Origin of the sequence: Pseudomonas campi (genome assembly GCF_013200955.2) — a bacterium.
Taxonomy (GTDB): Bacteria; Pseudomonadota; Gammaproteobacteria; order Pseudomonadales; family Pseudomonadaceae; genus Aquipseudomonas; species Aquipseudomonas campi.
Genome location: NZ_CP053697.2, coordinates 867461 through 892984 on the forward strand (window position 1 = coordinate 867461; position 25524 = coordinate 892984).

Genomic DNA, 25524 nt, shown 5'->3' on the forward strand with positions numbered 1-25524 from the left:
TTTCGTCAGCAGTACAAAAACCCGCCCTTTGGCGGGTTTTTTATTGGCCCTTCTAGTCCGGGCTTTGCACGTTAGTTCCAGATTGAATGTAAAGAAATTGTAAAGAATGCAGTTTTATCTTGTTTGATAATCATTCCTAAATAAAATCACGCCTCATTTTGAACGGGGAGTGATTCTTATGTACAAGAAAGTCGCCGCATCCGCCTTGCCGCAGCGTCGCCTGCTGGCCTCTGCCATCGGCTTTGCCATTGCTTCTTCTGCGGGTCTGAGCCTGGCTGCCGAACAGTCCGACGGCACCCTGCAGCTCGACAAGGTGAGCATCGAGGGCAAGCAGGAGCAGTCCTACAAGGTCGATCAGGTGTCCTCCCCGAAATACACCGCGCCGCTGCTGGACACTCCGCAGACCGTCACCGTGGTGCCGGCCGAAGTGATCAAGGAGCAGAACGCCCTGAGCCTGCGCCAGGTGCTGTCCAACGTCTCCGGCATCACCTTCGGTGCCGGCGAGGGTGGCAACTACGGCGACAGCATCAACATCCGCGGTTTCAGCGCCACCAACAACCTGATGGTCGACGGCCTGCGCGACAGCGCCAACATGACCCGTTCCGACATGTTCAACCTGGAAATGGTTGAAGTGGTCAAAGGCCCGAGCTCGGTGTATGCCGGTGCCGGCGCCACTGCCGGTTCGATCAACATGGTCAGCAAGACCCCGAGCCTGCGCGAGTCAAACAACCTGCAGGCCGGTCTGGGTACCGACGGCTATCACCGCCTGGCCGCCGACATCAATCAGCCGCTGGACGGCATCGAAGGCGCTGCCTTCCGCCTCAACCTGATGGCCCACGAGAACGACGTGGCCGGCCGCGAGCAGATCAACTACGAGCGCTGGGGTATTGCCCCGTCCGTGGCCTTCGGCCTGGGCACGCCGACTCGTCTGACCCTGAGCTACCTGCACCAGTCCGACGAGAATCTACCCGAGTACGGCCTGCCCGCCATCGCCGGCAAGGTGCTGGATGGCGTCGACCGTGACGACTACTTCGGCTTCCGCAATATCGATACCGAAGAAGTCGACGTCGACTCCTTCACCGCCAAGGTCGAGCACGACTTCAACGACCTGGTCAGCCTGAACAGCATCACCCGCTACAGCGAGACCGATAACCGCACCGTCACCACTCGCAGCTACGTGGAGACACTGGGTAACGACCAGTACAAGTACCGTTCGGGTAGCGGCAATGGCCGCGATACCACCAGCAAGCTGGCGATCAACCAGACCAACCTGGTGTGGAATTTTGCCACCGGCTTCATCGACCACTCGCTGGTCACCGGTATGGAAGTCTCCCGCGAGACCGTCGACAAGACCAACTTCAGCAACAACCTGGACCTGGACTTGGTCTACGACCTGGACAATCCGCCCGGCTACTACAGCGGCCCACGCCATAAGACCAACACTTCCACGGTGGACGCCGAGCTGACCGATCAGGCGTTGTACGTGTTCGACACCCTGGCCCTGAGCGACCAGTGGGACCTGACCCTGGGCGCCCGTTGGGAGCGCTATGAAGGCGAGAACGACGAGAAGGATTTCGAAGAAGATACGCGCACCCAGCTGGAATCCACCGACGAGATGCTCAGTGGTCGTGTCGGTCTGGCCTACAAGCCAGTGGAAAACGGCACTATCTACGTGGCCTGGGGCAACTCCTACAACCCTTCGGCGCAAGGTCTGGCCACCACCGGTACCGGCCTGGAGGAAGGCAACCAGAACCTCGACCCGGAAAAGAACGAGACCTGGGAACTGGGCACCAAGTGGGAACTGTTGGATCAGCGCCTGGCCCTCAACGCCGCGATCTTCCGTGTCGACAAGACCAATGGCCGCGTCGAGCTGGATGACGGTTCTTACGAGCTGCAGGGCGAGCAGCGCGTCGAAGGCTTCGAACTGGGCGCCTCCGGCAAGCTCACCGACAAGTGGCAGGCCTTCGCTTCCTATACCCAGCTGAGCAGCGAAGTGCTCAAGGCCGCTCCAGGCGAGGATCAGGTGCAGGAAGGCCAGGCTCTGGCCAACACCCCGCCGCGCTCGTTCAGCCTGTGGACCAGCTACCAGCTGCCGGCTGATTTCGAGATTGGTTACGGCGCGCAGTTCGTCGACGAGCGCAATGTGGCCGTGGCCACCCGTGAGACGCCGTCGCAGGCCAGCCGCGGCAAGATCGACGCGTACTGGGTACATGGCGCCATGCTCGGCTACCAGGCCAGCGAGGAGCTGCAGCTGCAGCTGAACGTCAACAACCTGTTCGACGAGGAGTATTACGATCGCGTCCGGACCAGCGCCGGTAGTGCCGACAGCACCGGTGGCCTGGTACCGGGCGATGGCCGTTCGGCCGTGCTGAGCGCCAACTACTCGTTCTAACCGTTAGCTGTTCTAACCGGAGCCCCGCCTGTGCGGGGCTTTGGCTTATCAGGAGAAACGCCAGATGATGGTGCATATTCCCCGGGTGCTGAGCCCGGAGCAGGTTGCCGAATGCCGCCAGTTGCTGCAGCAGGCGCAGTGGGTCGACGGCAAGGCCACCGCCGGCTTCCAGTCGGCCATGACCAAGGACAACCTGCAGTTGCCGCAGGACTCGGTGCAGGCCCGGCAGATGGGCGAGCTGATCCTCCAGGCCCTCAGCCGCAATCCGCTGTTCATCTCCGCGGCCTTGCCGAGCAAGGTGTTCCCGCCGCTGTTCAACTGCTACCAGGGCGGCCAGTCCTTTGGCCTGCATGTGGATAACGCGGTACGCGAAGTACCGGCAACGGGCGAGCGCATCCGCACCGACCTGTCGGCCACCCTGTTTTTCACCAATCCGGATGAGTACGACGGCGGCGAGCTGCTGGTCGAAGACACCTACGGTGCGCACAGCGTCAAGCTGGCGGCCGGTGACATGATCCTCTACCCGTCCACCAGCCTGCATCGGGTCAGTCCGGTGACTCGCGGGGCGCGGGTCTGTTCGTTTTTCTGGCTGCAGAGCATGGTGCGCGACGACGGCCAGCGCAGCCTGTTGTTCGATCTCGATTCGAGCATCCAGCAGCTCAACCGCGAGCTGGGGGCCGGGCATGCCAGCAGCGTGCAGTTGACCGGGCTGTACCACAACCTGCTGCGGCGCTGGGCGGATGTCTGAATCCTGTCGGCGCAGGGTAAAGACTAGGTAAAAGATCTTAGGTGCAACTAATTCGCAACTAGAATCGCCGCCCATTGGCTCCGGCTGTCGTTGTGCAAGGTGTCCGTCGTGTTGAAGAAAATCCTGTTCCAGCTGCACTGGTTCTTCGGTATCACTGCCGGCCTGGTCCTGGCCCTGATGGGCATCACTGGTGCGCTGTATGCCTTCGAAGGCGAGATCCTGCGCGCGCTTAATCCCGACGTGCTGCGCGTCCAGGTGCGCGAGGCCGGGCCGCTGGCGCCGGCCGAGCTGGTCGGCAAGATCGAGGCGGCGGCGGGCAAGACGGTCTCCGGCCTGTGGGTCGATACGCGGGCTGACAGCGCCGCGCGGGTGTTCTTCACCCCGCCGCCGGGTGAGCGCCGCGGGCCGATGCGTTTCTTCGACCCCTACACCGGCGAGCTGCTCGGCCAGCCGACTGGCGAGCCGTTCTTCCGCCTGATGCTGCAGTTGCACCGCTTCCTCGCCATGGGCGACAGCGGCAAGCAGATCACCGCGGCCAGCACCCTGGCGCTGGTGTTCTTCTGCCTCTCCGGGCTGTACCTGCGCTGGCCGCGCCAGGCGCTGAACTGGCGTACCTGGCTGACCCTCGACTGGGCGAAGAAAGGACGTGCCTTCAACTGGGATCTGCACGCGGTGTTCGGTACCTGGGCCCTGTTGTTCTACCTCTGCGCCAGCCTGACTGGCTTGTACTGGTCCTATGACTGGTACAAGGACGGCCTGACCCGCCTGCTCTCTGACAGCCCGGCGGGTCAGCACGAGGGCAAATCGGCTGAGCGCCGTGGCGGGCGCGACGAGGCGCCGTCCGGGCCAGCGCCGACGGTCGACTATCACGCTGTGTGGCAGAGCGTGCAACAGGCCGCCGGCCCGCAGCTGGTGGCTTGGAACCTGCGCCTGCCGCCAGTGGCTGGCGAACCGGCGACGGTGTTCTATCTGCTGGAGGATGCCGCCCACCCGCGTGCGCTCAACCAGCTGCGTCTCGATCCGCTCAGCGGCCAGGTCAAACAGCATGAGCGCTACGGAGACAAGAGCTTCAAGGCGCAGCTGCTGGCCAGCGTCTACGCCCTGCATGTCGGCGAATACTTCGGCATGCCCGGGCGCATCCTGATGGCGCTGGCCAGCGGCCTGATGCCGCTGTTCTTCATCACCGGCTGGCTGCTCTACCTCGATCGCCGGCGCAAGAAGCGTGCAGCCCAGGCTGCACGCGGCGCGGTGGCGACCCAGGGCGGCGCCGAGAGCTGGCTGATCGGCTTCGCCAGCCAGAGCGGCCTGGCTGAGCAACTGGCCTGGCGCACCGCCGGGCAGCTGCAGGCCGCGGGCCTGCCGGTGCAGGTGCAGCCGCTGGCGCGGGTGGATGAGCAGGCGCTGCGGCAGGCCAACCGCGCGCTGTTCGTGGTCAGTACCTTTGGCGACGGCGAAGCGCCGGACACTGCCCGCGGTTTCGAACGCAAGCTGCTCGGCAGCCAGCTGGCCCTGGGCGAGCTGAGCTATGCCGTGCTGGCCCTGGGTGATCGCCAGTATCAGCAGTTCTGTGGTTTCGCCCGACGCCTGCACGACTGGCTGGATCGCCAGGGTGCGCGCAGCCTGTTCGCCCCGGTGGAAGTCGACAATGGTGACCAGGCCGCCCTGGCCAGCTGGCAGCAGCAGCTCGGCGAACTGACCGGCGCGGCCGTGCTGGCGCCGGTCGAGCAGCCGTTTGGCGAGTGGCGCCTGCTCGGGCGCGAATGCCTGAACCCCGGCAGCAGCGGGGCGCCGACCTTCCTGGTGCGCCTGCAGATGCCGGCGGGTGCGCACTGGCAGGCTGGCGACCTGCTCGAAGTGCTGCCGCGTAACGAGGCAGAGTTGGGCGCGCGCGACTATTCGATCGCCTCGCTGCCGCGCGATGGCGCGCTGGAGCTGATCGTGCGCCTGGAGCGGCGCAGCGACGGCAGCCTCGGTCTCGGCTCCGGCTGGTTGTGCGACGAGGCGCGCATCGACCAGCCGTTACTGGCGCGGGTACGCCGGCACGCGGGCTTCCATGCGCCACAAGGTGACTGCCCGCTGCTGCTGATCGGCAACGGCAGCGGTCTGGCCGGTCTGCGCAGCTTGCTCAAGGAACGCATCGCGGCCGGTCGGCAGCGCAACTGGCTGCTGTTCGGCGAGCGCAACGCGGCCCATGATTTCTACTGCCGCGACGAGCTACAGGGCTGGCTGACGCAGGGAGATCTGGCGCGCCTCGATCTGGCCTTCTCGCGTGATCAGGCGGCCAAGGTCTATGTGCAGGATCGTCTGCGCGAGGCGGCCGACGAGCTGCTGCGCTGGGTCGATGCGGGCGCTGCCATCTATGTCTGCGGCAGCCTGCAAGGCATGGCCGGCGGAGTCGACCAGACGCTGCGCGAAGTGCTGGGCGACACCGGCATCGAGCAACTGCAGGAAGCGGGGCTATACCGGCGCGATGTGTACTAGGCCGTAGCCCGGATGTAATCCGGGGGATGCCGCCGAGCTGGCCGGATGAATTGTATCTGGGGCAAGGTGCTGGCCACTCCCCGGATTGCTCCGGGCTACTGGTGTCGCCCCGGTGGTGGCTCTAAGCTTGCCGACATGAACAGAATCCTCCTCAACTGCGACATGGGCGAAAGCTACGGCGCCTGGCGCATGGGCGACGACGAGCACGCCATGCCGCTGATCGACCAGGCCAACCTGGCCTGCGGCTTCCATGCCGGCGACCCGCTGATCATGCAGCGCAGCGTGGCCCTGGCCGTGCGCCACGGCGTGAGCATTGGCGCCCATCCGTCCTATCCCGATCTGCAGGGCTTCGGTCGGCGCCACCTGGCCTGCTCGACGGAGGAAGTCACGGCCCTGGTGCTGTATCAGCTCGGTGCGCTGGATGCCTTCTGCCGCGCGGCGGGCACCCAGGTCGCCTACGTCAAGCCGCATGGTGCGCTGTACAACGACCTGGTGCGCGATGACGCCCTGTTCGCCGCCGTGCTCGAAGCTTGCGCCCGCTACCGCAGGGGCCTGCCGCTGATGGTGCTGGCCCTGGCCGACAATCGGCGTGAGCGGGAACTGGCGGCCGCCGCCGATGTGCCGCTGCATTTCGAGGCCTTCGCCGATCGTGCCTACCTGGCCGATGGCCAACTGGCGCCACGCCGCCTGGCCGGTGCGGTGCACCAGGATGCCGAGCGCATTCTCGAGCAGGCCCTGGCCATCGCCCGTGGCGAGCCGTTCGCCGATATCGATGGCCGGCCGTTGCAGTTGCGCGCCGACAGTCTCTGTGTGCACGGCGACAACGCCGAGTCGCTGGCGGTGCTACGGCGTTTGCGAGCCCAGCTGGACGCCGCATGATCCGCCTCGAACCGGCCGGTGCCGAAGCGCTGTTGCTGGTGCTGGCGGATCGGCCGGACGCGCAGTTGCCGCAGCGTCTGGCCCAGCTCGCCGAGGCTGTCCGCGCCGAGCTGGGCGAGCTGCTGACCGATCTGGTGCCGGGCTGGACCAGCCTGCTGTTGCACTACGACCTGTGCCGCACCGATCACCTGGACCTGGCTGCCCGGCTTACGCCGTTGCTGGAACGATGGCTGGCCGAGCCGCTGAGTGTGCAGCCGGGGCACCTGCATGAAATCCCCATCTGGTATGCCGGGGCGGACCTGCCCGAGATCGCCACGGCCTGTGACCTGAGCGTGGCGCAGGTGATCGAGTTGCACAGCAGCACCGAGTACCGGGTCGGCGCCATCGGTTTCGCGCCGGGCTTCGCCTACCTTGGCGAGCTGCACGAGCGCCTGGCTCTGCCGCGTCGAGCCACCCCGCGCACCCATGTACCGGCCGGCAGCCTGGCCATCGCCGAGCGGCAGACGGCCGTCTATCCACAGGCGTCGCCGGGCGGCTGGCACCTGCTCGGTCTGTGTCCCCAGTCATTTTTCGATGTCCGGCGCACACCGCCGTGCCCGCTGTTGCTCGGTGACCGCGTGCGCTTCCTGCCTATCGGCGAGAGCGCCTTTCGCGCGGCGGGCGGCCGCTCATGAGTGGCTTGCGCGTGCTCAAGCCTGGGCCGCTCAGTCTGTTGCAGGACGCCGGGCGGCGCGGTTGGCAGCACCTCGGGGTGTCGCCGAGCGGCGCGCTGGATGGGCATGCCGCGGCCTGGGCCAATCACCTGCTGGGCAATCCCTGGGGCACGCCGCTGCTGGAAATCGCCCTGGGTGATGTGCAGTTGCGCAGCGAGGTGGACACCTGGCTGGCGCTGACCGGCGCGGACCTGCCGGCCAGCATCGAAGGTCAGCCACTGCCGGGCTGGTCGCGGTTTCCGCTGCGTGCCGGGCAATGCTTGCGTCTGGGCTTTGCTCGCAGTGGCCAGCGTGCCTACCTGGCGGCGGCCGGGGGTTTTCAGGCGGCGGCGGTGCTGGGCAGCGTCAGCGCGCAGAGCCGCGAAGGCTTCGGCGGCCTGGATGGGCAGGGTGGCAAACTGCGGGTCGGCGATCTGCTGCCCTGTGCGGCAGCACATTTGCCCCGTGCGGCGAGTGTGCCCTGGCCCTATCAGCCGAGTTACCGGGGCACGCCGTTGCTGCGGGTGATCACCGGTGGCGATGCCGTGGAGTTTGCCGAAGAGCAGTTGCAGGCGTTCTTCGAGCAGGGCTGGCAGCTCAGTCCGCAATCCGACCGCATGGGCGCGCGTTTGCAGGGTGAGCCGCTGCAGGCACCGTCCCGGCAATGGTCGCTGGGGGTGAACCGTGGGGCGATCCAGGTGCCGCCGGATGGTCAGCCGATCATCCTGCAGGCCGATCACCAGACCATGGGTGGCTACCCCATTCTCGGCTGGCTGCATCCGCTTGACCTCTGGCGCCTGGCCCAGAGTCCGGCCCAGCAGGCCGTGCGTTTCACGCCGGTGAGTGTCAGCGATGCCCAGGCGGAGCTGCGCGAGTTCTACCGCTTTTTCGGCCGTTGAGCGCTCCGATCACTGGTTTGGGATGGCGGGCCACGAGGGTTTTACCCAGAAAAAGCGAAGGCGCCATAGAGGCGCCTTCAGCCGGTCGAGGTATGCAGACATCTTCGATTGCCAGCCTCTGATTGCGGGTAGTTCCGGTCTCAGCTGATGCGAGCGGTTGCGCTGCGCTCGGCGCCATCGGCAGCGATGTGCTTGCCACCGATACGGTCGGCACCGTCAGCGGCGATGTGCTTGCTAGCAGTGCGATCGGCACCATCGGCAGCGATGTGCTTGCTGCCAATGCGCTCGGCACCATCAGCAGCGATGTGCTTGCTACCAATGCGATCGGCACCGTCAGCGGCGATGCGGTTGCTGCCAGTGCGCTCGGTACCATCAGCAGCGATGTGCTTGCTACCAATGCGCTCGGCGCCATCGGCGCCATCGGCGCCATCGGCGGCGATGCGGTTGCTGCCAGTGCGCTCGGCACCGTCGGCGGCGATGTGGTTGCTACCAATGCGGTCGGCACCATCGGCAGCGAAACTGAAAGCGCTAATGCTGAGGGTGGAGAGGAACAGGGCGGCGAGGATTTGCTTTTTCATCTTGGGGCTCCGTTTTCGGGCTGGAAGGTGAGTACGGGGCCCATGTTACGGATAAGAGTTCGATATAGAACTTGATGCTGCCGATGGTCGATATCGATCAGCGTGATAGTGCTAGGAGGTCGCTCTGGATCAGGGTTTCAAGTCGTTCTTCTGGCTTTTCAGGGTGGATTTGGAAAGGGTGAAAGGGGATTCTGGCATCGACTAATTCGATTGTTTTGTGGGCGTGCCGCCTCGCTGCAGGCGGTACGGATTTTATCCGCACAGTTACTGTGGTATTGCTTGCGCCAGGTGGGGCCGTAGGAATCGGGATATTGGCCGGCAGAGCGACTGGCTATGCTGGGCAGCCGGCGGGCTGCTTGGCTTGCGTCAGGCTTTGCCAGCAGACGACCTCAACGCCCGCATAGCTGCTTCAATAAAGGAATGGACCGCGGTGCCGTGCACCTGCAGTGAGAGTCCATACGCAATCGATCAGGGAGTTTCGATGACGTTCCGCACGCTGTTTTGCGTATTGGCCACGATGGCCTGGGGTTTCTCGCCTGCGGCTGCCGTCCAGGCCGAGCCCGGCATCAGTGCGCAGGAAGTGCGGGTGGGCATGGTCAATGCCCTGAGCGGTCCCGCTGCGGGTTTGGGGTCTGGCATGAAGGCCGGCGCCGAAGCATATTTCGCGCGGGTCAATGCGGCCGGTGGGGTCAATGGCCGGCGCATAGTCCTGGTCAGCCGGGACGATGGTTACGAGCCGGCACGGACGGCGGCCATGACCCGTGAGCTGACCGAGTCGGGCGATGTCTTTGCCCTGCTCGGGTATGTTGGTACCCCCACCTCGAGGGCGGCCATGCCCATCGCCTTGCGCGCCGAGATTCCTTACCTGTTCCCCTTTACCGGGGCTGAGGTGTTGCGCGCGCCGGTGCACCGCTGGGTGTTCAATGTGCGCGCCTCCTACTTCGACGAGACCGAGGAAATGGTCGAGCGCATGACCGGTGATCTCGGCATCAGCAGCGTCGCGCTGCTGATGCAGGACGATTCCTTTGGGGAGACGGTCAAGAGCGGGTTGGTCGGGGCCTTGTTTAAGCGCACTCTGCATATCCAGGCCGAGGCGCGCATCCAGCGCAACTCCCTGGAGGTGGCTGCGGCTGTCGAGTCCCTGCGCCAGGCGGAGCCCGATGCCATCTTCTTTGTCGGTACCTACAAACAGCTGGCGGCGTCCATCAAGCAGGCCAAGGCCTTGGGCATCAAGGCGCGCTTTTTCACGGTGTCATTCATCGGCACCGAGAACTTCATCGCCGAGGCCGGGGCGGATGGCGACGGGGTCTATATCAGTCAGGTCATGCCCTCGCCACACGATGCCTCACAGGTCCTGATCAGGGATTATCGTGCGGACATCGCGCCTGCCGATATTGGCTATACCTCGCTGGAGGGCTATGTCGGCGCCGCCGTGTTCGTCGAGGCCCTGCGTCTGGCCGGCAACGCGCCGACGCGGGCGAACCTGATCAATGCCCTGGAGTTCCTCCGCACGGATGTCGGGGGCTTCAAGGTCGAGTTCTCCCCCACCGACCACCAGGGTTCCGATGCGGTCTTTCTGACCCGTATCCAGAACGGCAAGGCCATGCCGGTCGAGCGCATGCAGTAGCCTGGGGTCTGGCCGGGCAGGCGTATGACTGACCTGGCCCGGCGGCTCAGCTGTTGATCGCTTCCGCGTGGTGACAGGCCACCTGCCGCGCCTCGAGCAGGCGCAGTGGCGGTACCTCCTGTTGGCAGCGCGCGCTGGCGTGCGGGCAGCGCTGGTGGAAGGCGCAGCCGGACGGCGGGGCGAGCGGGTTGGGCAACTCGCCGACTATCTTGATCTTCGGCTTGCTCGGGTCCGGGTGCAGGGTCGGCGTGGCCGACAGCAGCGCCTGGGTGTAAGGATGCAGCGGGCGTGCATAGATCTCTGCACTGGGGCCCATCTCCACCGGGCGGCCGAGGTACATCACCAGCACATCGTCGGCGACATGGCGCACCACCGAGAGGTTGTGCGAGATGAACACATAGCCGGTCTCGTACTGTTCCTGTAAGTCCATAAACAGGTTGAGCACCTGGGCCTGGATCGACACATCCAGCGCCGAAGTCGGCTCGTCCGCCACCAGCACCTTGGGGTTGAGCATCATCGCCCGGGCCAGGGCGATGCGCTGGCGCTGGCCGCCGGAGAACATGTGCGGGTAGCGCTGGTAGTGTTCGGGGCGCAGGCCAACCTGCTGCATCATCGCCTGCACCCGCTCGCGGCGTTCGGCGCGGGACAAACGGGTATTGATCTGCAGCGGTTCGGCCAGCTGGTCGCCAATCTTCTGCCGCGGGTTGAGCGAGGCGTAGGGGTTCTGAAAGACCATCTGCACGTCGCGGCGCAGCTGCTTGCGCTGGGCCTTGTCGGCACCGGCCACCTCCTGTCCGGCGATCTGCAGCGAACCGGAGCTGGGTTGCTCGATCAGGGTCAGGGCGCGGGCCAGGGTCGACTTGCCGCAACCGGACTCGCCGACCACCGCCAGGGTCTTGCCGGCGGCCAGGTCGAAGGACACGCCATTCAAGGCACGCACCAGGGCGGCGGGCTTGAACAGGCCGCGGGAGATTTCGTAGTGGCGGGTGAGGTCTCGGGCCGTCAGTACAATGCTCATTAGGCCACCTCCGCAGTCAGGTTGAGGGGGTAGAAGCAGCGCACCGCGCCACGCTCATGCGGCTCCAGGGCTGGGCGTTGCGCGCTGCAGTTCGGCTGGGCGTAGGGGCAGCGTGGTGACAGCAGACAGCCGGCAGGGCGGTCGTAGCGGCCGGGAACGATGCCCGGCAGGGTGGCCAGGCGACTGGCGCCCAGGCTGTGCTCTGGGATCGCCTTAAGCAGCGCCTCGGTATAGGGGTGGGTCGGCGCATCGAACAGGGTCGGCACGCTGCCGATTTCCACGGCCTGGCCGGCGTACATCACGCAGACCCGGTCGGCGGTTTCGGCGACCACGGCCAGGTCGTGGGTGATCAGCACCAGGCCCATGCCTGCGTTGCGCTGCAGGTCGAGCAGCAGGTCCATGATCTGCGCCTGGATGGTCACGTCGAGCGCGGTGGTCGGTTCGTCGGCGATCAGCAACTTGGGTTCGGCGGCGATCGCCATGGCAATCGCCACGCGCTGGCTCATGCCGCCGGAGAGCTGGTGCGGGTAGGCGTCCAGGCGGCTGGCGGCGGCGGGGATTTCCACCCGTTCCAGCAACTGCAGGGCGCGGGTGCGAGCGGCCTTGCCCTTGAGGTCGAGGTGCTGGCGCAACACTTCCTCGATCTGGAAGCCCACGGTGTAGCTGGGGTTGAGGGCGGTCATCGGGTCCTGGAAGACCATCGCCAGGTCCTTGCCGACGACAGTCCGGCGCTGCTTGCCCTTGAGCCTGAGCATGTCGTGGCCGTCGAAGGTCAGGCTGCTGGCGCTGACGATTCCGGGGGCGTCGATCAGGCCCATCAGCGCCATCATGGTCACCGACTTGCCGGAGCCGGACTCACCGACGATGGCCAGCACTTCGCCCTTGTCCACGGCCAGGTCGAGACCGTCGACCACCGGGATGGCGGTGGAGTCGCCGAAGCGCACGCTGAGGTTCTGAATATCGAGAAGACTCATGCTGATCTTCCTTCGACTACGGACTGCCCCCTCTCCCATTTATGGGAGAGGGTTGGGGAGAGGGCGGAGTATGTTGCCATACCCTCTCCCCCGGCCCCTCTCCCGCAAGCGGGAGAGGGGAGGAAAAGCGCCGCCGCTCTGTAGCCCGGATGCAATCCGGGGCAGGTCGGCTCGGCGGTATTCCCGGATTGCATCCGGGCTACATGATTGGTCATGGCGGGCTCCTTACTGCGCATTCTTCAGTTTCGGGTCGAGCGCATCGCGCAGCCCGTCGCCCATCAGGTTGATTGCCAGCACGCTGAGCAGGATGGTCAGGCCTGGCAGCGAGACCACCCACCAGGCCCGTTCGATGTAGTCGCGCGCCGAGGCCAGCATGGTGCCCCACTCGGGCGTTGGCGGTTGGACGCCGAGGCCGAGAAAGCCCAGCGCGGCGGCATCCAAAATGGCCGAGGAAAAGCTCAGGGTGGCCTGCACGATCAGCGGCGCCATGCAGTTGGGCAACACGGTGACGAACATCAGGCGCAGGGTGCCGGCGCCGGCCAATTGCGCGGCGGTGACGTAGTCGCGGCCCAGCTCGCCCATCACCGCGGCGCGGGTCAGGCGTACATAGGACGGCAGCGAGACCACGGCGATGGCGATCACCGTGTTGATCAGGCCGGGGCCGAGGATGGCGACGATGGCCACTGCCAGCAGCAGCGAGGGCAGGGCCAGCATCACGTCCATCAGGCGCATGATCGAGGGCCCGAGCAGGCGCGGGAAGAAGCCGGCGATCAGGCCCATGAGAATGCCCGGGATCAGCGACAGCAGCACCGAGGTCAGGCCGATCAGCAGCGACAGGCGCGCACCGTGGATCAGTCGCGAGAGCAGGTCACGGCCCAGCTCGTCGGTGCCGAGGAGGAATTGCGCCTGGCCGCCTTCCAGCCACGCCGGTGGAGTGAGCAGGTAGTCGCGGAACTGCTCGCTGGGATCATGCGGCGCCACCCAGGGCGCGAACAGCGCGCAGAAGACGATGACCAGCATAAACAGCAGGCCGGCGACGGCGCCCTTGTTGTGGGCGAAGGCCTGCCAGAACTCCTTCAGCGGCGAGGGGTAGAGCAGGGCCTGGTCGAGGGCGGTGGAGGTGGTCATGGACGTGCCTCCTGTAGGGTGGATGACGCTTTTTTCATCCACCTGTCGGGTGTCGTGATGGTGGATGGGTGAAGCGTCATCCACCCTACGCAATCGATGCAGTTGTGCATGGTGCCTTCCTTACTTCTGATGGCGAATGCGTGGGTTAACCAGGCCATAGAGGATGTCCACGACGAAGTTGACCAGGATCACCAGGCAGGCGATCAGCAGGATGCCGTTCTGCACCACCGGGTAGTCGCGGGCGCCGATGGCCTCGATCAGCCATTTGCCGATGCCCGGCCAGGAGAAGATGGTCTCGGTCAGCACCGCGCCGGCCAGCAGGGCGCCGACCTGCAGGCCGAACACCGTGAGTACCGGGATCAGCGCATTGCGCAGGCCATGCACGAACACCACGCGCGCCGGCGACAGGCCCTTGGCGCGGGCGGTGCGTACGTAGTCCTCGCGCAGTACTTCGAGCATGGCCGAACGGGTCATCCGCGCGATCACTGCCAAAGGAATGGTGCCGAGCACGATGGCCGGCAGGATCAGGTGCTGGAGGGCATCGACGAAGGCGCCTTCCTCGTCGCTGAGCAGGGTGTCGATCAGCATGAAGCCGGTGACCGGGGTGATGTCGTAGAGCAGGTCGATGCGCCCGGATACCGGGGTCCAGCCCAGGTACACCGAGAAGAACATGATCAGCAGCAGGCCCCACCAGAAGATCGGCATGGAGTAGCCAGCCAGGGAAATGCCCATCACCCCGTGGTCGAACAGCGAGCCACGCTTGAGCGCGGCGATCACCCCGGCGATCAGACCCAGCGTGCCGGCGAACAGCAGGGCGGCCAGGGACAGCTCCAAGGTCGCCGGGAACAGGGTGAGGAACTCGTCCCACACCCCTTCGCGGGTGCGCAGCGACCGGCCCAGATCGCCCTGTGCCAGCTGGCTGATGTAGTCCAGGTACTGCGCCGGCAGTGGCTTGTCCAGGCCCAGACGGTGCATGGCTTCGGCGTGCATCTCGGGATCGACCCGGCGCTCGCCCATCATCACTTCCACCGGATCGCCGGGGATCAGGCGGATCAGGGCGAAGGTCAGCAGGGTGACGCCGAAGAAGGTGGGGATCAGCAGCCCCAGGCGTCTGGCTATGAAGGACAGCATTGCGTTGGGGTACTCCGCATCATCGGGTTTTGCCCTTGTGGGGCGTTGGTTGTGGTCAGGGTCATGGTTTGTGGGAGCGAGCTCTGGTTCTTCTATTCACTTCACGCGCCGCACATGGGCGAAATTATTGGAGCCCAGCGGGCTTTGCACAAAGCCTGCGACATCGGCGCTGAGGGCGGTGAACTGCTTGGGGTGGGCCAGGGCGATCCATGGGACCTGTTCGTGGAAGATCGCCAGCGCCTGCCGGTACAGCTCGGCGCGCGGTGCCGGTGCGCTGATCCGGCGGGCCTCGACGATCAGCGCATCGAACGCGGGGTTGCACCAGCCCGCCTGGTTCTCGCCACTCTCGGCGGCAGCACAGGACAGGTTGGGGGTGAGGAAGTTGTCCGGGTCGCCGTTGTCGCCGGCCCAGCCCATGAACACCAGGTCGTGCTCGCCATTCTTTGCCCGCTTGATCAGCTCGCCCCACTCGAACACGCGGATCTCGGCCTGGATGCCGATGGCGGCCAGGTCGGCCTGCAGCATCTGCGCGCCGATGCCCGGGTTGGGATTGGTCGGCCCGCCGCCGGGGCGGGTCCAGATCGCCAGCTTGAAGCCGTCGGCATGCCCGGCCTCGGCCAGCAGCCGACGCGCGCGCTCGGGGTCGTGCGGCCAGGGCTGCAGTTGGTCGTTGTAGCCGAGCAGGGTGGCTGGGTAGGGCGCCACGGCCAGGCTGGCGTTGCCTTCGCCGTACTGCGCGCGCAGGTAGGCCTGGCGGTCGAAGGCCAGGTTGATGGCCTGGCGCACGCGCACATCGTCCAGCGGTGGGTGGCGGGTATTCAGGGCGACGTAGGCGACCAGCAGCGAGTCCAGCTCCTGCACCTGCACACCGCTGCTCTGGCGCAGTGCCGGCACATCGATCGGCCGCGGGTAGAGCGCCACCTGGCAGGCGCCGGCCTTGAGCTGCTGCACCCGTACATTGGGATCGGGGGTGATGGCCAGCAACAGCTTGTCCAGCGCCGGCCTGCCGGCCCAGTAGTCGGGGTGGGCGCGAAAGCGCACCTGGGCATCCTTGCTGTAGCGCTCGAAGACAAATGGCCCCGTGCCCACCGGCTGGCTGTTGAGCTGGTCCGGGGTGCCGGCCGCAAGCAGCTGCGCGGCGTATTCGGCGGAATAGATCGAAGTGAAACCCATGGCCAGGTCGGCGAGGAAGGGCGCCTCGGGGTGTTTCAGGGTGAAGCGCACGCTGTATTCGTCGAGCTTGTCGATCCGCTCGATCAGGCTGGAGAAACCCATGGCTTCGAAATAGGGGAAGCCACGCGGCGCCAGTTCATGCCAGGCATGCTGCTTGTCCTGCTGGCGCTGGAAACTCCACAGCACATCGTCGGCATTCAGTGCGCGGCTCGGCTTGAACCAGGGCGTCTGGTGGAACTGCACCCCGCGGCGCAGGTGGAAGGTGTATTGCAGGCCATCGGCGCTGATCTCCCAGCGTTCGGCCAGGGCCGGGATGATCCGCGTGCTGCCGGGAGCGAACTGCACCAGGCGCTCGAACAGGGTTTCCGATGAGGCGTCGGCAGTGGTGGCAGCGGTGTACTGGACGATGTCGAAGCCTTCCGGACTGGCTTCGCTGCACACCACCAGGGTCTGCTGGGCAGTGGCGTAGAGGGGCAGGCAGAGGACGAGTGACAGCAGGTCTCGACGCATCGGTTTTCCTTGGCGCGGCGAATATCGGTTGAACCGGTAGCCCGGATGGAATCCGGGGCTTTATGGATGATGTGCCCCCGGATTGCATCCGGGCTACAGGCTGCAGAATGAGTCCGGGCGGCGCGGGGCCGCCCGGTAATCGGCTTATTTGCCGACGCCCACGCCGTAGAAGGCGTTGAGCGCGAACGGGCTGATCTTGAAGTCCTGCACGTTCTTGCGCATCGGTTGGTACACGGTGGAGTGGGCGATCGGAGTGATCGGCACCTGGGCCTTGAGGATGTGCTGCGCCTGCTTGTACAGGGCGGTGCGCTCGGCCACGTCGGTGGTGCGCTTGGCCGCCTGGACCAGCTTGTCGTAGGAGGCGTCGCACCACTTGGAGAAGTTGTTGCCGTCCACCGCGTCGCAACCGTAGAGGGTGCCCAGCCAGTTGTCCGGATCACCGTTGTCGCCGCTCCAGCCGATCAGCATGGCGTCATGTTCGCCGGCCTTGGAACGCTTGAGGTATTCGCCCCATTCGTAGCTGACGATCTTCGCCTTGATCCCTGCCTTGGCCCAGTCGGCCTGCAGCATTTCGGCCATCAGCTTGGCATTGGGGTTGTACGGGCGCTGCACCGGCATGGCCCACAGGGTGATCTCGGTGCCTTCGGCCACACCGGCGGCCTTGAGCAGGGCCTTGGCCTTCTCCGGGTCGAAGGCCGGGTCCTTGACGGTCTCGTCGTAGGACCACTGGGTCGGCGGCATGCCGTTCACCGCCAACTGGCCGGCACCCTGGTAGACGGCGTCGATGATCGCCTGCTTGTTCACCGCCATGTCCAGTGCCTGACGTACTTCGAGCTGGTCGAACGGCTTGTGGGTGACGTTGTAGGCGATGTAGCCGAGGTTGAAACCGGCCTGTTCGGGCATAGCCAGGTTCGGGTCTTTCTTCAGCGACTCGAGGTCAGCCGGGCGCGGGAACAGGGTGATCTGGCATTCGCCGGCCTTGAGTTTCTGCATGCGCACCGAGGCATCGGTGTTGATGGCGAAGATCAGGTTATCGATCTTCACGTCTTCCGGCAGCCAGTAGTCCTTGTTGCCGGTGAAGCGGATCTGCGCATCCTTCTGGTAGCGCTTGAACACGAACGGCCCGGTGCCGATCGGCTTCTGGTTGATGTCGGCGGCCTGGCCGGCCTTGAGCAGCTGGTCGGCGTACTCGGCGGACTGGATCGAGGCGAAGCTCATCGCCAGGTTCTGGATAAAGGCCGCGTCGACGTTGTTCAGGCTGAACTTGACCGTCATGTCGTCGAGCTTTTCCAGCTTGGCGATATTGGCGTCCATGCCCATGTCGGTGAAGTAGGGGAATTCGCTGGGGTAGGCCTTACGGAATGGGTGTTCCTTGTCGAGCATGCGCTGGAAGGTGAACAGCACGTCGTCGGCGTTGAATTCGCGAGTCGGCTTGAAGTACTCGGTGCTGTGGAACTTCACGCCCGGACGCAGGTGGAAGGTGTAGCTGAGGCCGTCTGCGGCGATATCCCATTTCTCGGCCAGGCCGGGGACTACGGCGGTGCCGCCACGCTCGAACTGGGTCAGGCGGTTGAACATGGTTTCTGCGGCGGCATCGAAGTCGGTGCCGGTGGTGTACTGACCGGGGTCGAAGCCGGCGGGGCTGCCTTCGGAGCAGAACACCAGGTTGCTGGCGGCGCTGGCGAAGGGCGCGCTGGCGATCAGCCCAGCGGCAAGCAGTGTCTGGATGACGGCGTTTTTACGCATGTTGACCTCAGGGTTGTTGTGGTTGTCATCGTGAGGGGCACCTTGTGGGTGCCTTGCGCGAAACTATGCACGGCATATGCCGGGCAACAACGTTAAGCCGAGATCAGTGTAGAAGACGGGGGGAAGCTGTAAGTCGGTGTCGCATTTGTACAAATCGGGCGGTGGTTGCCCTGGCTGGCCGCTACCCACGGAGTCACCGCAGGTAACGGTGCATGCACAGATTGAGAGCCTGTTTGGGGTCTTTTGAGCTAGAGCCAGGCAAGGCCATGGCGGGGCCGACGATCAAGAGATCGCAGAATATCCTTCTGACTCTTTGGCATCGTTATGGCTGTGTGTAGGGCAGGTGCAGTGCGCTTTTGCCCTCTCTCCCACAAGTGGGAGAGAGGAGTTTTCGAGCGTTCTCAGGGCATCTGTACCTCGATTACCCCATCAGCCGCCATGCTCACCTTGCTGCTGCCGGCTTCGATCTGCGGCGCCGGGGCGCTCTTGCTGAAGCTGCCGCTGTCCATGGCCATGGCCCGCATCGGCATCACCGGCTGGAAGCCGCCACTGTTGAGATTGAGGCTGACCAGCTTGTAGCCCGAACCGCCGAGTGCTTCGGTGGCCAGCTGGGCGCGGGCCTTGAAGGCGGCGACGGCTTCCTTGATCAGGGTGTCTTCGCTCTGCTGGCGAGTGGTATCGGCCACGGCGAAACTCATCTCGGCCATCTTCAGCTCGCCGAGCAGGTCGGCACTGAGTTGCGCCAGGCTAGCGAAGTCGGCGCTTTCCAGGCGGACTTCGGCGCGTTCGCGCCAGGCGCTGATCTTGGTACCTTCTTCCTCATAGACCGGGTAGCTGTTGCGATTGCCCAGGCTGACGCTGACGCCCTCGACCTTGCGTGCCTGCTCGACGGCCTTGTTCAGGGTGGTGGTGATAGCCGCGGCCAGTTTGCCCGGGTCCTTGTCCTGCGCCTCGCTGTAGAGGGTCACGTACATGCGGTCATGGGCCACTTCCTGGCCGACTTCGGCGCGCAGGGCGATCTGGTTGTAGCGGGCCTCGTCAGCCAGGCTCGACAGGCTGGTCAGGGCGATGACACCAAATACCACGGTGGCGGCGAGGCGGTTGAGCGTGTGCATAGAGACTCCTTGCGGGTAATTGTCCTTAGAGCCTGTTCACGATTGGCTGCGCGTCGGCTCTACTGCGTTAAAAACAGGCTCGGAATGCTCATTTACAGCTCGTAAACTCCGCTTCCTCGCCTGTTTTTGCCTTGTATAGCTCTAGCTCGCGAAATCGTGAACAGGCTCTTTGGGGTAGACGCGATTATCTGACCAGGCGGGTTAGCTCCGGTTCGCTATTTTCTTCGCTTTGCCGGATGCGGCGAGTTGCCGCAGGCAGGCGGCCGGCATGGGCCTCTGGTTATACTCGCCGCAGTCCGCCGGAGCCACCATGTACGCACCCGTTCAACTGCTGTCCGCCAGTCGTCAGAATCTCTGGCGCCTGACCCTGATCCGCATGCTGGTGCTGTCCGCCCAGGCCGGCTCGGTGGGCATTGCCTACCTGTCCGATCTGCTGCCTCTGCCCTGGTTACCGCTGAGCATCGTCCTCGGTATTTCCCTGTGCCTGTGCCTGTTCACCGCCCTGAGGCTGCGCGGGCCTTGGCCGGTGACCGAGCTGGAGTACGCCACTCAGTTGGCCTGCGACCTGATCGTGCACAGCGTGCTGCTGTATTTCTCCGGTGGCTCGACCAACCCCTTCGTCTCCTATTACCTGGTGCCGCTGACCATTGCCGCGGCGACCCTGCCGTGGTTCTACTCCATGGTGCTCAGCGGCCTGGCCCTGAGCGGCTACACCGCGCTACTGATCTGGTACCACCCGCTGCACCTGAACAACGTGCAGCACGAGGCCATGCTGATCAGCCTGCACCTGTTCGGCATGTGGATGAACTTCGCCCTGTCGGCGGCCTTCATCACCTTCTTCGTGGTCAAGATGGCCGGCGCCCTGCGCAGCCAGGACGAGCTGCAGGCCCTGCGCCGTGAGGAGGGCATGCGCGATCAGCAGTTGCTCGCCGTGGCCACCCAGGCCGCCGGCGCCGCCCACGAGCTGGGTACGCCGCTGGCGACCATGAGCGTGCTGATCAAGGAACTGCGCCAGGAGTACCGTGACAAGCCGGCCCTGCAGGATGACCTGGCGCTGCTCCAGGAGCAGGTCAAGCTGTGCAAGGAGACCCTGCAGCATCTGGTGCGTGCCGCCGAGGCCGATCGCCGCCAGGCGGTGTTCGAACAGACCGCCGTGCAGTGGCTGGAAACCACCCTCAACCGCTGGCACCTGATGCGCCCGGAAGCCACCTACCGCTTCCAGCCCCTGGGCTTCGGCGCTGTGCCACGCCTGGCGCCGCCGGCCGACCTGACTCAGGCGCTGCTCAACCTGCTGAACAATGCCGCCGATGCCTGCCCGGACAAGCTGGATATCCGCCTCGACTGGGATCATCTGTGGATCGTTTTGAGCATTCTCGACCATGGTGCCGGCGTGCCGCTGGCCATCGCCGAGCAGATCGGCAAACCTTTCTTTACCACCAAGGGCAAGGGCTTCGGCCTTGGCCTGTTTCTCAGCCAGGCCAGCGTGACGCGGGCCGGCGGGTCGGTAAAACTCTACAACCATGAAGATGGCGGTACGCTGACGGAACTGCGTCTGCCCAGACTGGCCCCCGGAGATGAACATGAGTGACGAGCAACTGATCGACGGCGAAGAGCAGCCGCACCTGCTGCTGGTAGACGACGACGCCACCTTTACCCGCGTCATGGCACGGGCCATGGACCGTCGTGGCCTGCGCGTCAGCGTGGCCAACTCGGCCGAGGAAGGCCTGGCCCTGGCCAAGGAAGACCTGCCCGACTACGCCGTGGTCGACCTGAAGATGGAAGGCGACTCCGGCCTGGTGCTGCTGCCCAAGCTGCTGGAGCTGGACCCGGAAATGCGCGTGGTGATCCTCACCGGTTACTCGAGCATCGCCACCGCCGTGGAAGCGATCAAGCGCGGCGCCACCAACTACCTGTGCAAGCCGGCCGACGCCGACGACGTGCTGACCGCGCTGCTGTCGAAACATGCCGACCTGGACACCCTGGTGCCGGAAAACCCGATGTCGGTGGACCGCCTGCAGTGGGAACACATCCAGCGTGTGCTGGCCGAACACGAAGGTAATATCTCCGCCACCGCCCGCGCCCTGGGCATGCACCGGCGCACCCTGCAACGCAAGTTGCAGAAGCGTCCGGTACGCCGCTAACGCGCATTTGTTCGCGGACATCGGTATTGCTTGCCGCTAGTATTCCTGGCCGCGTGTCGCCATTTCAGGTGACACCGTGTCATAGGAGATGGCGCCATGAGCAGGATGCTCGACAAGTCGCAACTGCGGAAAGTCTACCGTCACCCCAAGCCAGCTAGTCGCTCGACCGAGACCTGGTGCTCGCTGGTGTTGATCTTCGGATTTACATTTGCCTGCGTGGCCAAGCTGGGTTTTCCGGGCAGCTTGTTTGCAGCGGTGGTCTTCGCGCTGGCTGCGTTGCTGGTAGGACTCTGGGTAACCGCCCCTGATGGCCGCGCCAAATCCGGCGATCCGCATGTCGAATTCCGCCAGGACGGTGTAAATGTCAGTCGCCGGTTCGACAACCAGGCTGTATGGGAGGAGCGCATTAGAAGAGCACGCGTTACCAGTGTGGCTCCGTATGTGCAGACTGGTTGGTTGTTCCCGCGGGATCATGGGCTGGTCATCGAGAACAGCGACGGCGTGCAGTGGCGCATCGCTCTTCGAGTGCCGCGAGCAGAGCTGGAGGTTCAGCTGGAATCCCTGCAGTCGACGCTGCAGAAGTGGGGCTATCCTCTAGCGCCTCTGCGTCGTTTCCAGCCTTGAGCTGAGGGCAATATGCGGCGAAAGCCTTTTTCCTGTCCGCTCGGTTATCATTAGCGCCCTAAGCAGTTAGTCGGGGCCCGCCATGCTCGCCGTTGTCCAGCAGACCCTCGCCGTCACCGCCCCGGTGTTTGCCATGTTGTTCCTCGGCGTGGGTCTCAAGCGCCTGGGCTGGATCGACGCGCGCTTCATCGATACCGCCTCGGCCCTGGTGTTCAAGGGCACCATGCCGGTCATGCTGTTCCTCGCCATCCTGCATGCCGACCTCAACACCGCCCTGCAGCCGGCGCTGCTCGGCTACTTCCTGCTGGCCACGCTGCTGGGTTTTCTGCTGGTCTGGGGCTGGGCGATCCTGCGCATCCCGCGCGAGGAACGCGGCGTGTATACCCAGGGCGCCTTTCGCGGCAACAACGGCATCGTCGGCCTGGCCCTGGCCACCAGCCTGTACGGCGACTATGGCCTCTCGCTGGGCGGCATCCTCGGCGGGGTGGTGATCCTTTCCTACAACAGCCTGTCGGCCATCGTCCTGGCCATCTACAGCCCGAATGCCAAGGCCGACGTGTGGAGCATCAGCAAGAGCATCCTGCGCAACCCGCTGATCCTTGGCGTGCTGGCAGCGATCCCGTTCGCCTACTGGCAGGTCAAACTGCCGGCCTGGCTGCTCACCTCCGGCGACTACTTCGCCAGCATGACCCTGCCGCTGGCGCTGATCTGCATCGGTGGCACCCTGTCGCTGGCCTCGCTGCGCAAGGGCAGCGGCCTGGCCCTCAGCGCCAGCCTGTGGAAAATGCTCTGGCTGCCGCTGCTGGCGACCTTCGGCGCGTTCCTCTGCGGCTTTCGCAATGCCGAACTGGGCATCCTCTTCCTGTATTTCGCCAGCCCCACGGCGGCGGCCAGCTTCGTCATGGCCAAGGCCAGCGGCGGCAACCATGAGCTGGCGGCGTCGATTATCGTCATCACCACCCTGGCGGCGGTGCTGAGCACCAATATTGGTTTGTTCGTGCTGCAGTGGGGCGGCTGGATCTAGGTTCTGTCGCGGGGTGCGGTAACTCCCCTCTCCCACTTGTGGGAGACGACTGCATGGATGCAGGAGGTAGGGTGACGCAGGAAGCCAAAACCGAGGGGCTGGGGGAGAGGGCGTGGGCTGACTAACCCTCTCCCCAGCCCTCTCCCGTAAACGGGAGAGGGGGCAAAAGCGATCCGCGCCGCCTTACACGCCCTCATGTTGCTACATGGCTGTGCTCAACCCAATTCACAGCAGGCCGTAGCCCGGATGCAATCCGGGGACGAGCCATCGGCATTCCTCCCTTCCCGGATTGCATCCGGGCTACGTGAATCGCTACCTACGGCAGGAATTCCACGCGCAAGGCGCGGCTGGCGCTGCGGCCCTGGTCGTCGCTGACGCGGATCTGGTACTGCCCGGAACGCGCGGGGCGCCATTGCAGGGCGCTTTGCGGCGTGCCCTGGCCGAGCAATGTGTGGTCGGCGAACCAGTACAGCCGGCGCGCGTCGCTGGCGGCGTTGGCGCTCAGGGCGATGCTCTCCTGCGGTTGCGACAGGCGCAGGCTGTAGGTCACCTGGGTCAGTGGCGAAGTGATGCGCGGCACCTCCTGCAGATTAACCGCTGCCTGCACCTGGCAGTCGCGCTGGGCGTCCGGCGGCGTGCGCCGTGGCAGGCCGGCGGCGGTGAACAGGCGCTGCAACTCGGACGGCCAGAATTCGAAGACCTGCAGTTCGCTGGTCGCCGGGTCGAACGGCGGGCAGGCGGCCTTGCCGGTGAGCCGGTCGACCATCACTGGGCGATGCAGGTCGGACACCCGAATCGGCGATACGCCGGGGATGTACCAGGTCTTGCGCGTCTGCGGGCACCAGCGGTTGGGCAGCTCGCCGGAGGCAGCGCAGACCTCGACCCGCGTCAGTCCCGGCGGAGGCCGGTCGACGGCCGCCTGGACCTCGGGCAGGGCCAGCGGCAGGGCATCGGCGATGCGGAAGAACAGCGGCGCGGCGGTCTTGATGCCGACGAAGGCCGGATTGGGTGTGGCGTCGAAGTTGCCGACCCACACCACCAGCACGTAGGGGCCGACCAGGCCGGCGCTCCAGGCATCGTGGAAACCCCAGGAGGTGCCGGTCTTCCAGGCCACCGGCCAGTTGCGTCCGCGGGCATCGGCGGGCAGGCCGTCCGGGCGCGGGTTATGCCGGAGCATGTCGCGCACCATGAAGCTGGCCTGCGGCGACAGCAGCTGCGCGCCTGGTTCGCTGCGGTCCTCGCGGGTCCAGCGCAGTGGACGCAGGCGGCCGTCGCCAGCCAGCAGCAGGTATAGCTTGGCCAACTCGGCCGGGGTCATCTCGCCGCCGCCGAGGGCCAGGGCCAGGCCGTAGAACTCTTCCTCGCGCAGGCGCTGGATGCCGGCGCGCTGCAGCAGGCCGTGCAGCGACGGCTTATCGAGCTGGCTGGCCAGCCACACGGCAGGCACGTTGCGGCTGCGGATCAGCGCGTCCTGGGCGGTCAGCGGGCCGGCGAACTTGCCGTCGAAGTTCTCCGGCTGGAAGGCGCCGAAGGCGCTGGGTGCGTCCTTGATGATGCTCATCGGCTGGATCAGTCCCTGGTCCAGGGCCAGGGCATAGAGCAGAGGTTTCAGCGTCGAGCCCGGCGAGCGTCGCGACTGCACGCCATTGACCTGACCGTGGATGCTCGCATCGAAGTAGTCGGCCGAGCCGACCAGCGCCTTCACCGCCTGGTCGCGGCTGTCCACCAGGATCGCCGTAGCGTTGCGCACGCCCTGGCGGCGGTGGTCGCTGACGAACTGCTCGATAAGCTTTTCCAGGCGGGTCTGCAGGCGCAGGTCGAGGGTGCTGTGCAGTTCGGCGCCGCTGTGGCTGGCCAGCAACTGTTCGCTCAGGTGCGGAGCGCGGAACGGCAGCTGCTGACGCGTGCGTGCCTGCAGCGGCAGCTCCAGCAGGCCGTCATTGCGCGGGTCGTCGGCATGCTCGCTGCGCCATTGGGCCATCAGTTGCAGGCGGGCCTTCTGCAGCGACGGGCCGAACTGGCCGCGCCCCGGCTGCTGGGGAATCACCGCCAGGGCCAGGGCCTCGCTGAGCGACAGCTGCTCGGCGGACTTGGCGAAGTAGATGCGGCTGGCGGCCTCGACTCCCTCGATATTGCCGCCCATGGGCGCCAGGTTGAGGTAGGCCTCAAGGATGTCGTGCTTGCTGTGGCGTGCTTCCAGCCACAGGGCCAGGGCGATCTGCTGCAGCTTGCCGGGGATCTGCCGCGAGTTGAGGCCATACAACCGCCGCGCCAGCTGCATGCTCAGGGTCGAGCCGCCCTGGCGCATGCCACCGCCGTAGGTGGCCAGGGTGGCGCGCAGCAGCGCCGTCGGGTCGACGCCGGGGTGACGGTAGAAGTGGCGATCCTCCTTGAGCAGCAGGGCATCGATCATCGCCGGGGCGATGCGTTCCAGCGGCAGCCACAGGCGGTACTGGCCATCGCTGGCCAGGGTCATGCGCAGCAGCTCGCCATTCTCCGCCAGCACCAGACGCGACAGCGGCGCCGCCTCGCGCAGCGGCGCGTGCGGCCACAGGCGCAGGGTCAGCAACAGCAGGCCGGCAGCCAGTAGCCAGCAGGCGATGCGTTGCCAACGACGTGGAGCTAGGGTGGCGGGAATCATGGG

At 65.5% G+C, this 25524-nt stretch carries 20 protein-coding genes; 11 read left to right on the plus strand and 9 right to left on the minus strand.

Going from position 1 to position 25524, the window contains the following annotated elements:
* Positions 1-178: 178 nt before the first annotated feature.
* The 6 genes from HNE05_RS03930 (at position 179) to HNE05_RS03955 (ending at position 8091) form a co-directional block, all read left to right on the plus strand.
* A complete protein-coding gene (locus tag HNE05_RS03930) occupies positions 179-2392 on the plus strand; it encodes a TonB-dependent receptor (RefSeq protein WP_173203543.1) in 2214 nt (737 codons plus the stop codon).
* Between the two features lie 64 nt (positions 2393-2456).
* Entirely contained in the window at positions 2457-3140 is a 684-nt protein-coding gene (locus HNE05_RS03935; RefSeq protein WP_173203545.1) for a Fe2+-dependent dioxygenase, read from the plus strand.
* A gap of 108 nt (positions 3141-3248) precedes the next feature.
* The gene (locus HNE05_RS03940) at positions 3249-5621 is read left to right on the plus strand and encodes a PepSY domain-containing protein (RefSeq protein ID WP_173203547.1); all 2373 of its coding nucleotides are present in this window, start codon (positions 3249-3251) and stop codon (positions 5619-5621) included.
* A gap of 135 nt (positions 5622-5756) precedes the next feature.
* Complete coding sequence (locus HNE05_RS03945) at positions 5757-6500, plus strand: 5-oxoprolinase subunit PxpA (protein WP_173203549.1); 744 nt, start codon at positions 5757-5759, stop codon at positions 6498-6500.
* On the plus strand, positions 6497-7174 hold the full coding sequence (gene pxpB, locus HNE05_RS03950) for a 5-oxoprolinase subunit PxpB (protein ID WP_173203558.1): 678 nt from the start codon (positions 6497-6499) through the stop codon (positions 7172-7174). Before HNE05_RS03945 ends, pxpB begins: the two co-directional genes overlap by 4 nt.
* Entirely contained in the window at positions 7171-8091 is a 921-nt protein-coding gene (locus HNE05_RS03955) for a 5-oxoprolinase subunit C family protein (RefSeq protein ID WP_173203560.1), read from the plus strand. The genes pxpB and HNE05_RS03955 overlap by 4 nt, the downstream gene beginning before the upstream one ends.
* Before the next feature lie 140 nt (positions 8092-8231).
* Here HNE05_RS03955 and HNE05_RS03960 read toward each other — a convergent pair whose 3' ends face one another.
* Entirely contained in the window at positions 8232-8669 is a 438-nt protein-coding gene (locus tag HNE05_RS03960) for a phage infection protein (RefSeq protein ID WP_173203562.1), read from the minus strand.
* 481 nt (positions 8670-9150) lie between these two features.
* On the opposite strand from HNE05_RS03960, the gene HNE05_RS03965 reads away from it, so the two are divergent.
* Positions 9151-10296: an ABC transporter substrate-binding protein gene (locus HNE05_RS03965; RefSeq protein WP_173203564.1), complete on the plus strand. Its 1146-nt coding sequence runs from the start codon at positions 9151-9153 to the stop codon at positions 10294-10296.
* A gap of 46 nt (positions 10297-10342) precedes the next feature.
* Here the strand turns inward: HNE05_RS03965 and HNE05_RS03970 are convergent, their stop codons facing one another.
* From HNE05_RS03970 to HNE05_RS04000, 7 genes are all read right to left on the minus strand, one after another.
* Positions 10343-11314: a peptide ABC transporter ATP-binding protein gene (locus HNE05_RS03970; protein WP_173203566.1), complete on the minus strand. Its 972-nt coding sequence runs from the start codon at positions 11312-11314 to the stop codon at positions 10343-10345.
* Positions 11314-12288, minus strand: a complete 975-nt coding sequence (locus tag HNE05_RS03975) for an ABC transporter ATP-binding protein (protein WP_173203568.1) — start codon at positions 12286-12288, stop codon at positions 11314-11316. Before HNE05_RS03975 ends, HNE05_RS03970 begins: the two co-directional genes overlap by 1 nt.
* 225 nt (positions 12289-12513) lie before the next feature.
* Positions 12514-13416 (minus strand): ABC transporter permease subunit, encoded by a 903-nt coding sequence (locus HNE05_RS03980; RefSeq protein ID WP_173203570.1) that lies wholly within the window; start codon positions 13414-13416, stop codon positions 12514-12516.
* A 120-nt stretch (positions 13417-13536) separates the two neighbouring features.
* Positions 13537-14547, minus strand: coding sequence for an ABC transporter permease subunit (locus HNE05_RS03985; protein ID WP_173203572.1), 1011 nt, complete (start codon positions 14545-14547; stop codon positions 13537-13539).
* A 96-nt stretch (positions 14548-14643) separates the two neighbouring features.
* A complete protein-coding gene (locus tag HNE05_RS03990) occupies positions 14644-16230 on the minus strand; it encodes an ABC transporter substrate-binding protein (protein ID WP_173203574.1) in 1587 nt (528 codons plus the stop codon).
* A 144-nt stretch (positions 16231-16374) separates the two neighbouring features.
* Positions 16375-17976 carry an ABC transporter substrate-binding protein gene (locus HNE05_RS03995; RefSeq protein WP_173203576.1) on the minus strand — a complete coding sequence of 534 codons (1602 nt, stop codon included), beginning with the start codon at positions 17974-17976 and terminating at the stop codon, positions 16375-16377.
* A 401-nt stretch (positions 17977-18377) separates the two neighbouring features.
* A complete protein-coding gene (locus tag HNE05_RS04000) occupies positions 18378-19091 on the minus strand; it encodes an SIMPL domain-containing protein (RefSeq protein WP_173203578.1) in 714 nt (237 codons plus the stop codon).
* 310 nt (positions 19092-19401) lie between these two features.
* Here HNE05_RS04000 and HNE05_RS04005 point away from each other — a divergent pair, with 310 nt between their 5' ends.
* From HNE05_RS04005 to HNE05_RS04020, 4 genes are all read left to right on the plus strand, one after another.
* Positions 19402-20679 carry an ATP-binding protein gene (locus HNE05_RS04005; protein WP_173203580.1) on the plus strand — a complete coding sequence of 426 codons (1278 nt, stop codon included), beginning with the start codon at positions 19402-19404 and terminating at the stop codon, positions 20677-20679.
* Positions 20672-21232 (plus strand): response regulator transcription factor, encoded by a 561-nt coding sequence (locus HNE05_RS04010; protein ID WP_173203582.1) that lies wholly within the window; start codon positions 20672-20674, stop codon positions 21230-21232. Before HNE05_RS04005 ends, HNE05_RS04010 begins: the two co-directional genes overlap by 8 nt.
* A gap of 96 nt (positions 21233-21328) precedes the next feature.
* Positions 21329-21856, plus strand: a complete 528-nt coding sequence (locus HNE05_RS04015; RefSeq protein ID WP_173203584.1) for a hypothetical protein — start codon at positions 21329-21331, stop codon at positions 21854-21856.
* A gap of 82 nt (positions 21857-21938) precedes the next feature.
* Positions 21939-22880: an AEC family transporter gene (locus HNE05_RS04020; RefSeq protein WP_173203585.1), complete on the plus strand. Its 942-nt coding sequence runs from the start codon at positions 21939-21941 to the stop codon at positions 22878-22880.
* Positions 22881-23196: 316 nt separating this feature from the next.
* On the opposite strand, the gene pbpC is transcribed toward HNE05_RS04020, so the two are convergent.
* Complete coding sequence (pbpC, locus tag HNE05_RS04025; protein WP_173203587.1) at positions 23197-25521, minus strand: penicillin-binding protein 1C; 2325 nt, start codon at positions 25519-25521, stop codon at positions 23197-23199.
* Between the last annotated feature and the right edge of the window lie 3 nt (positions 25522-25524).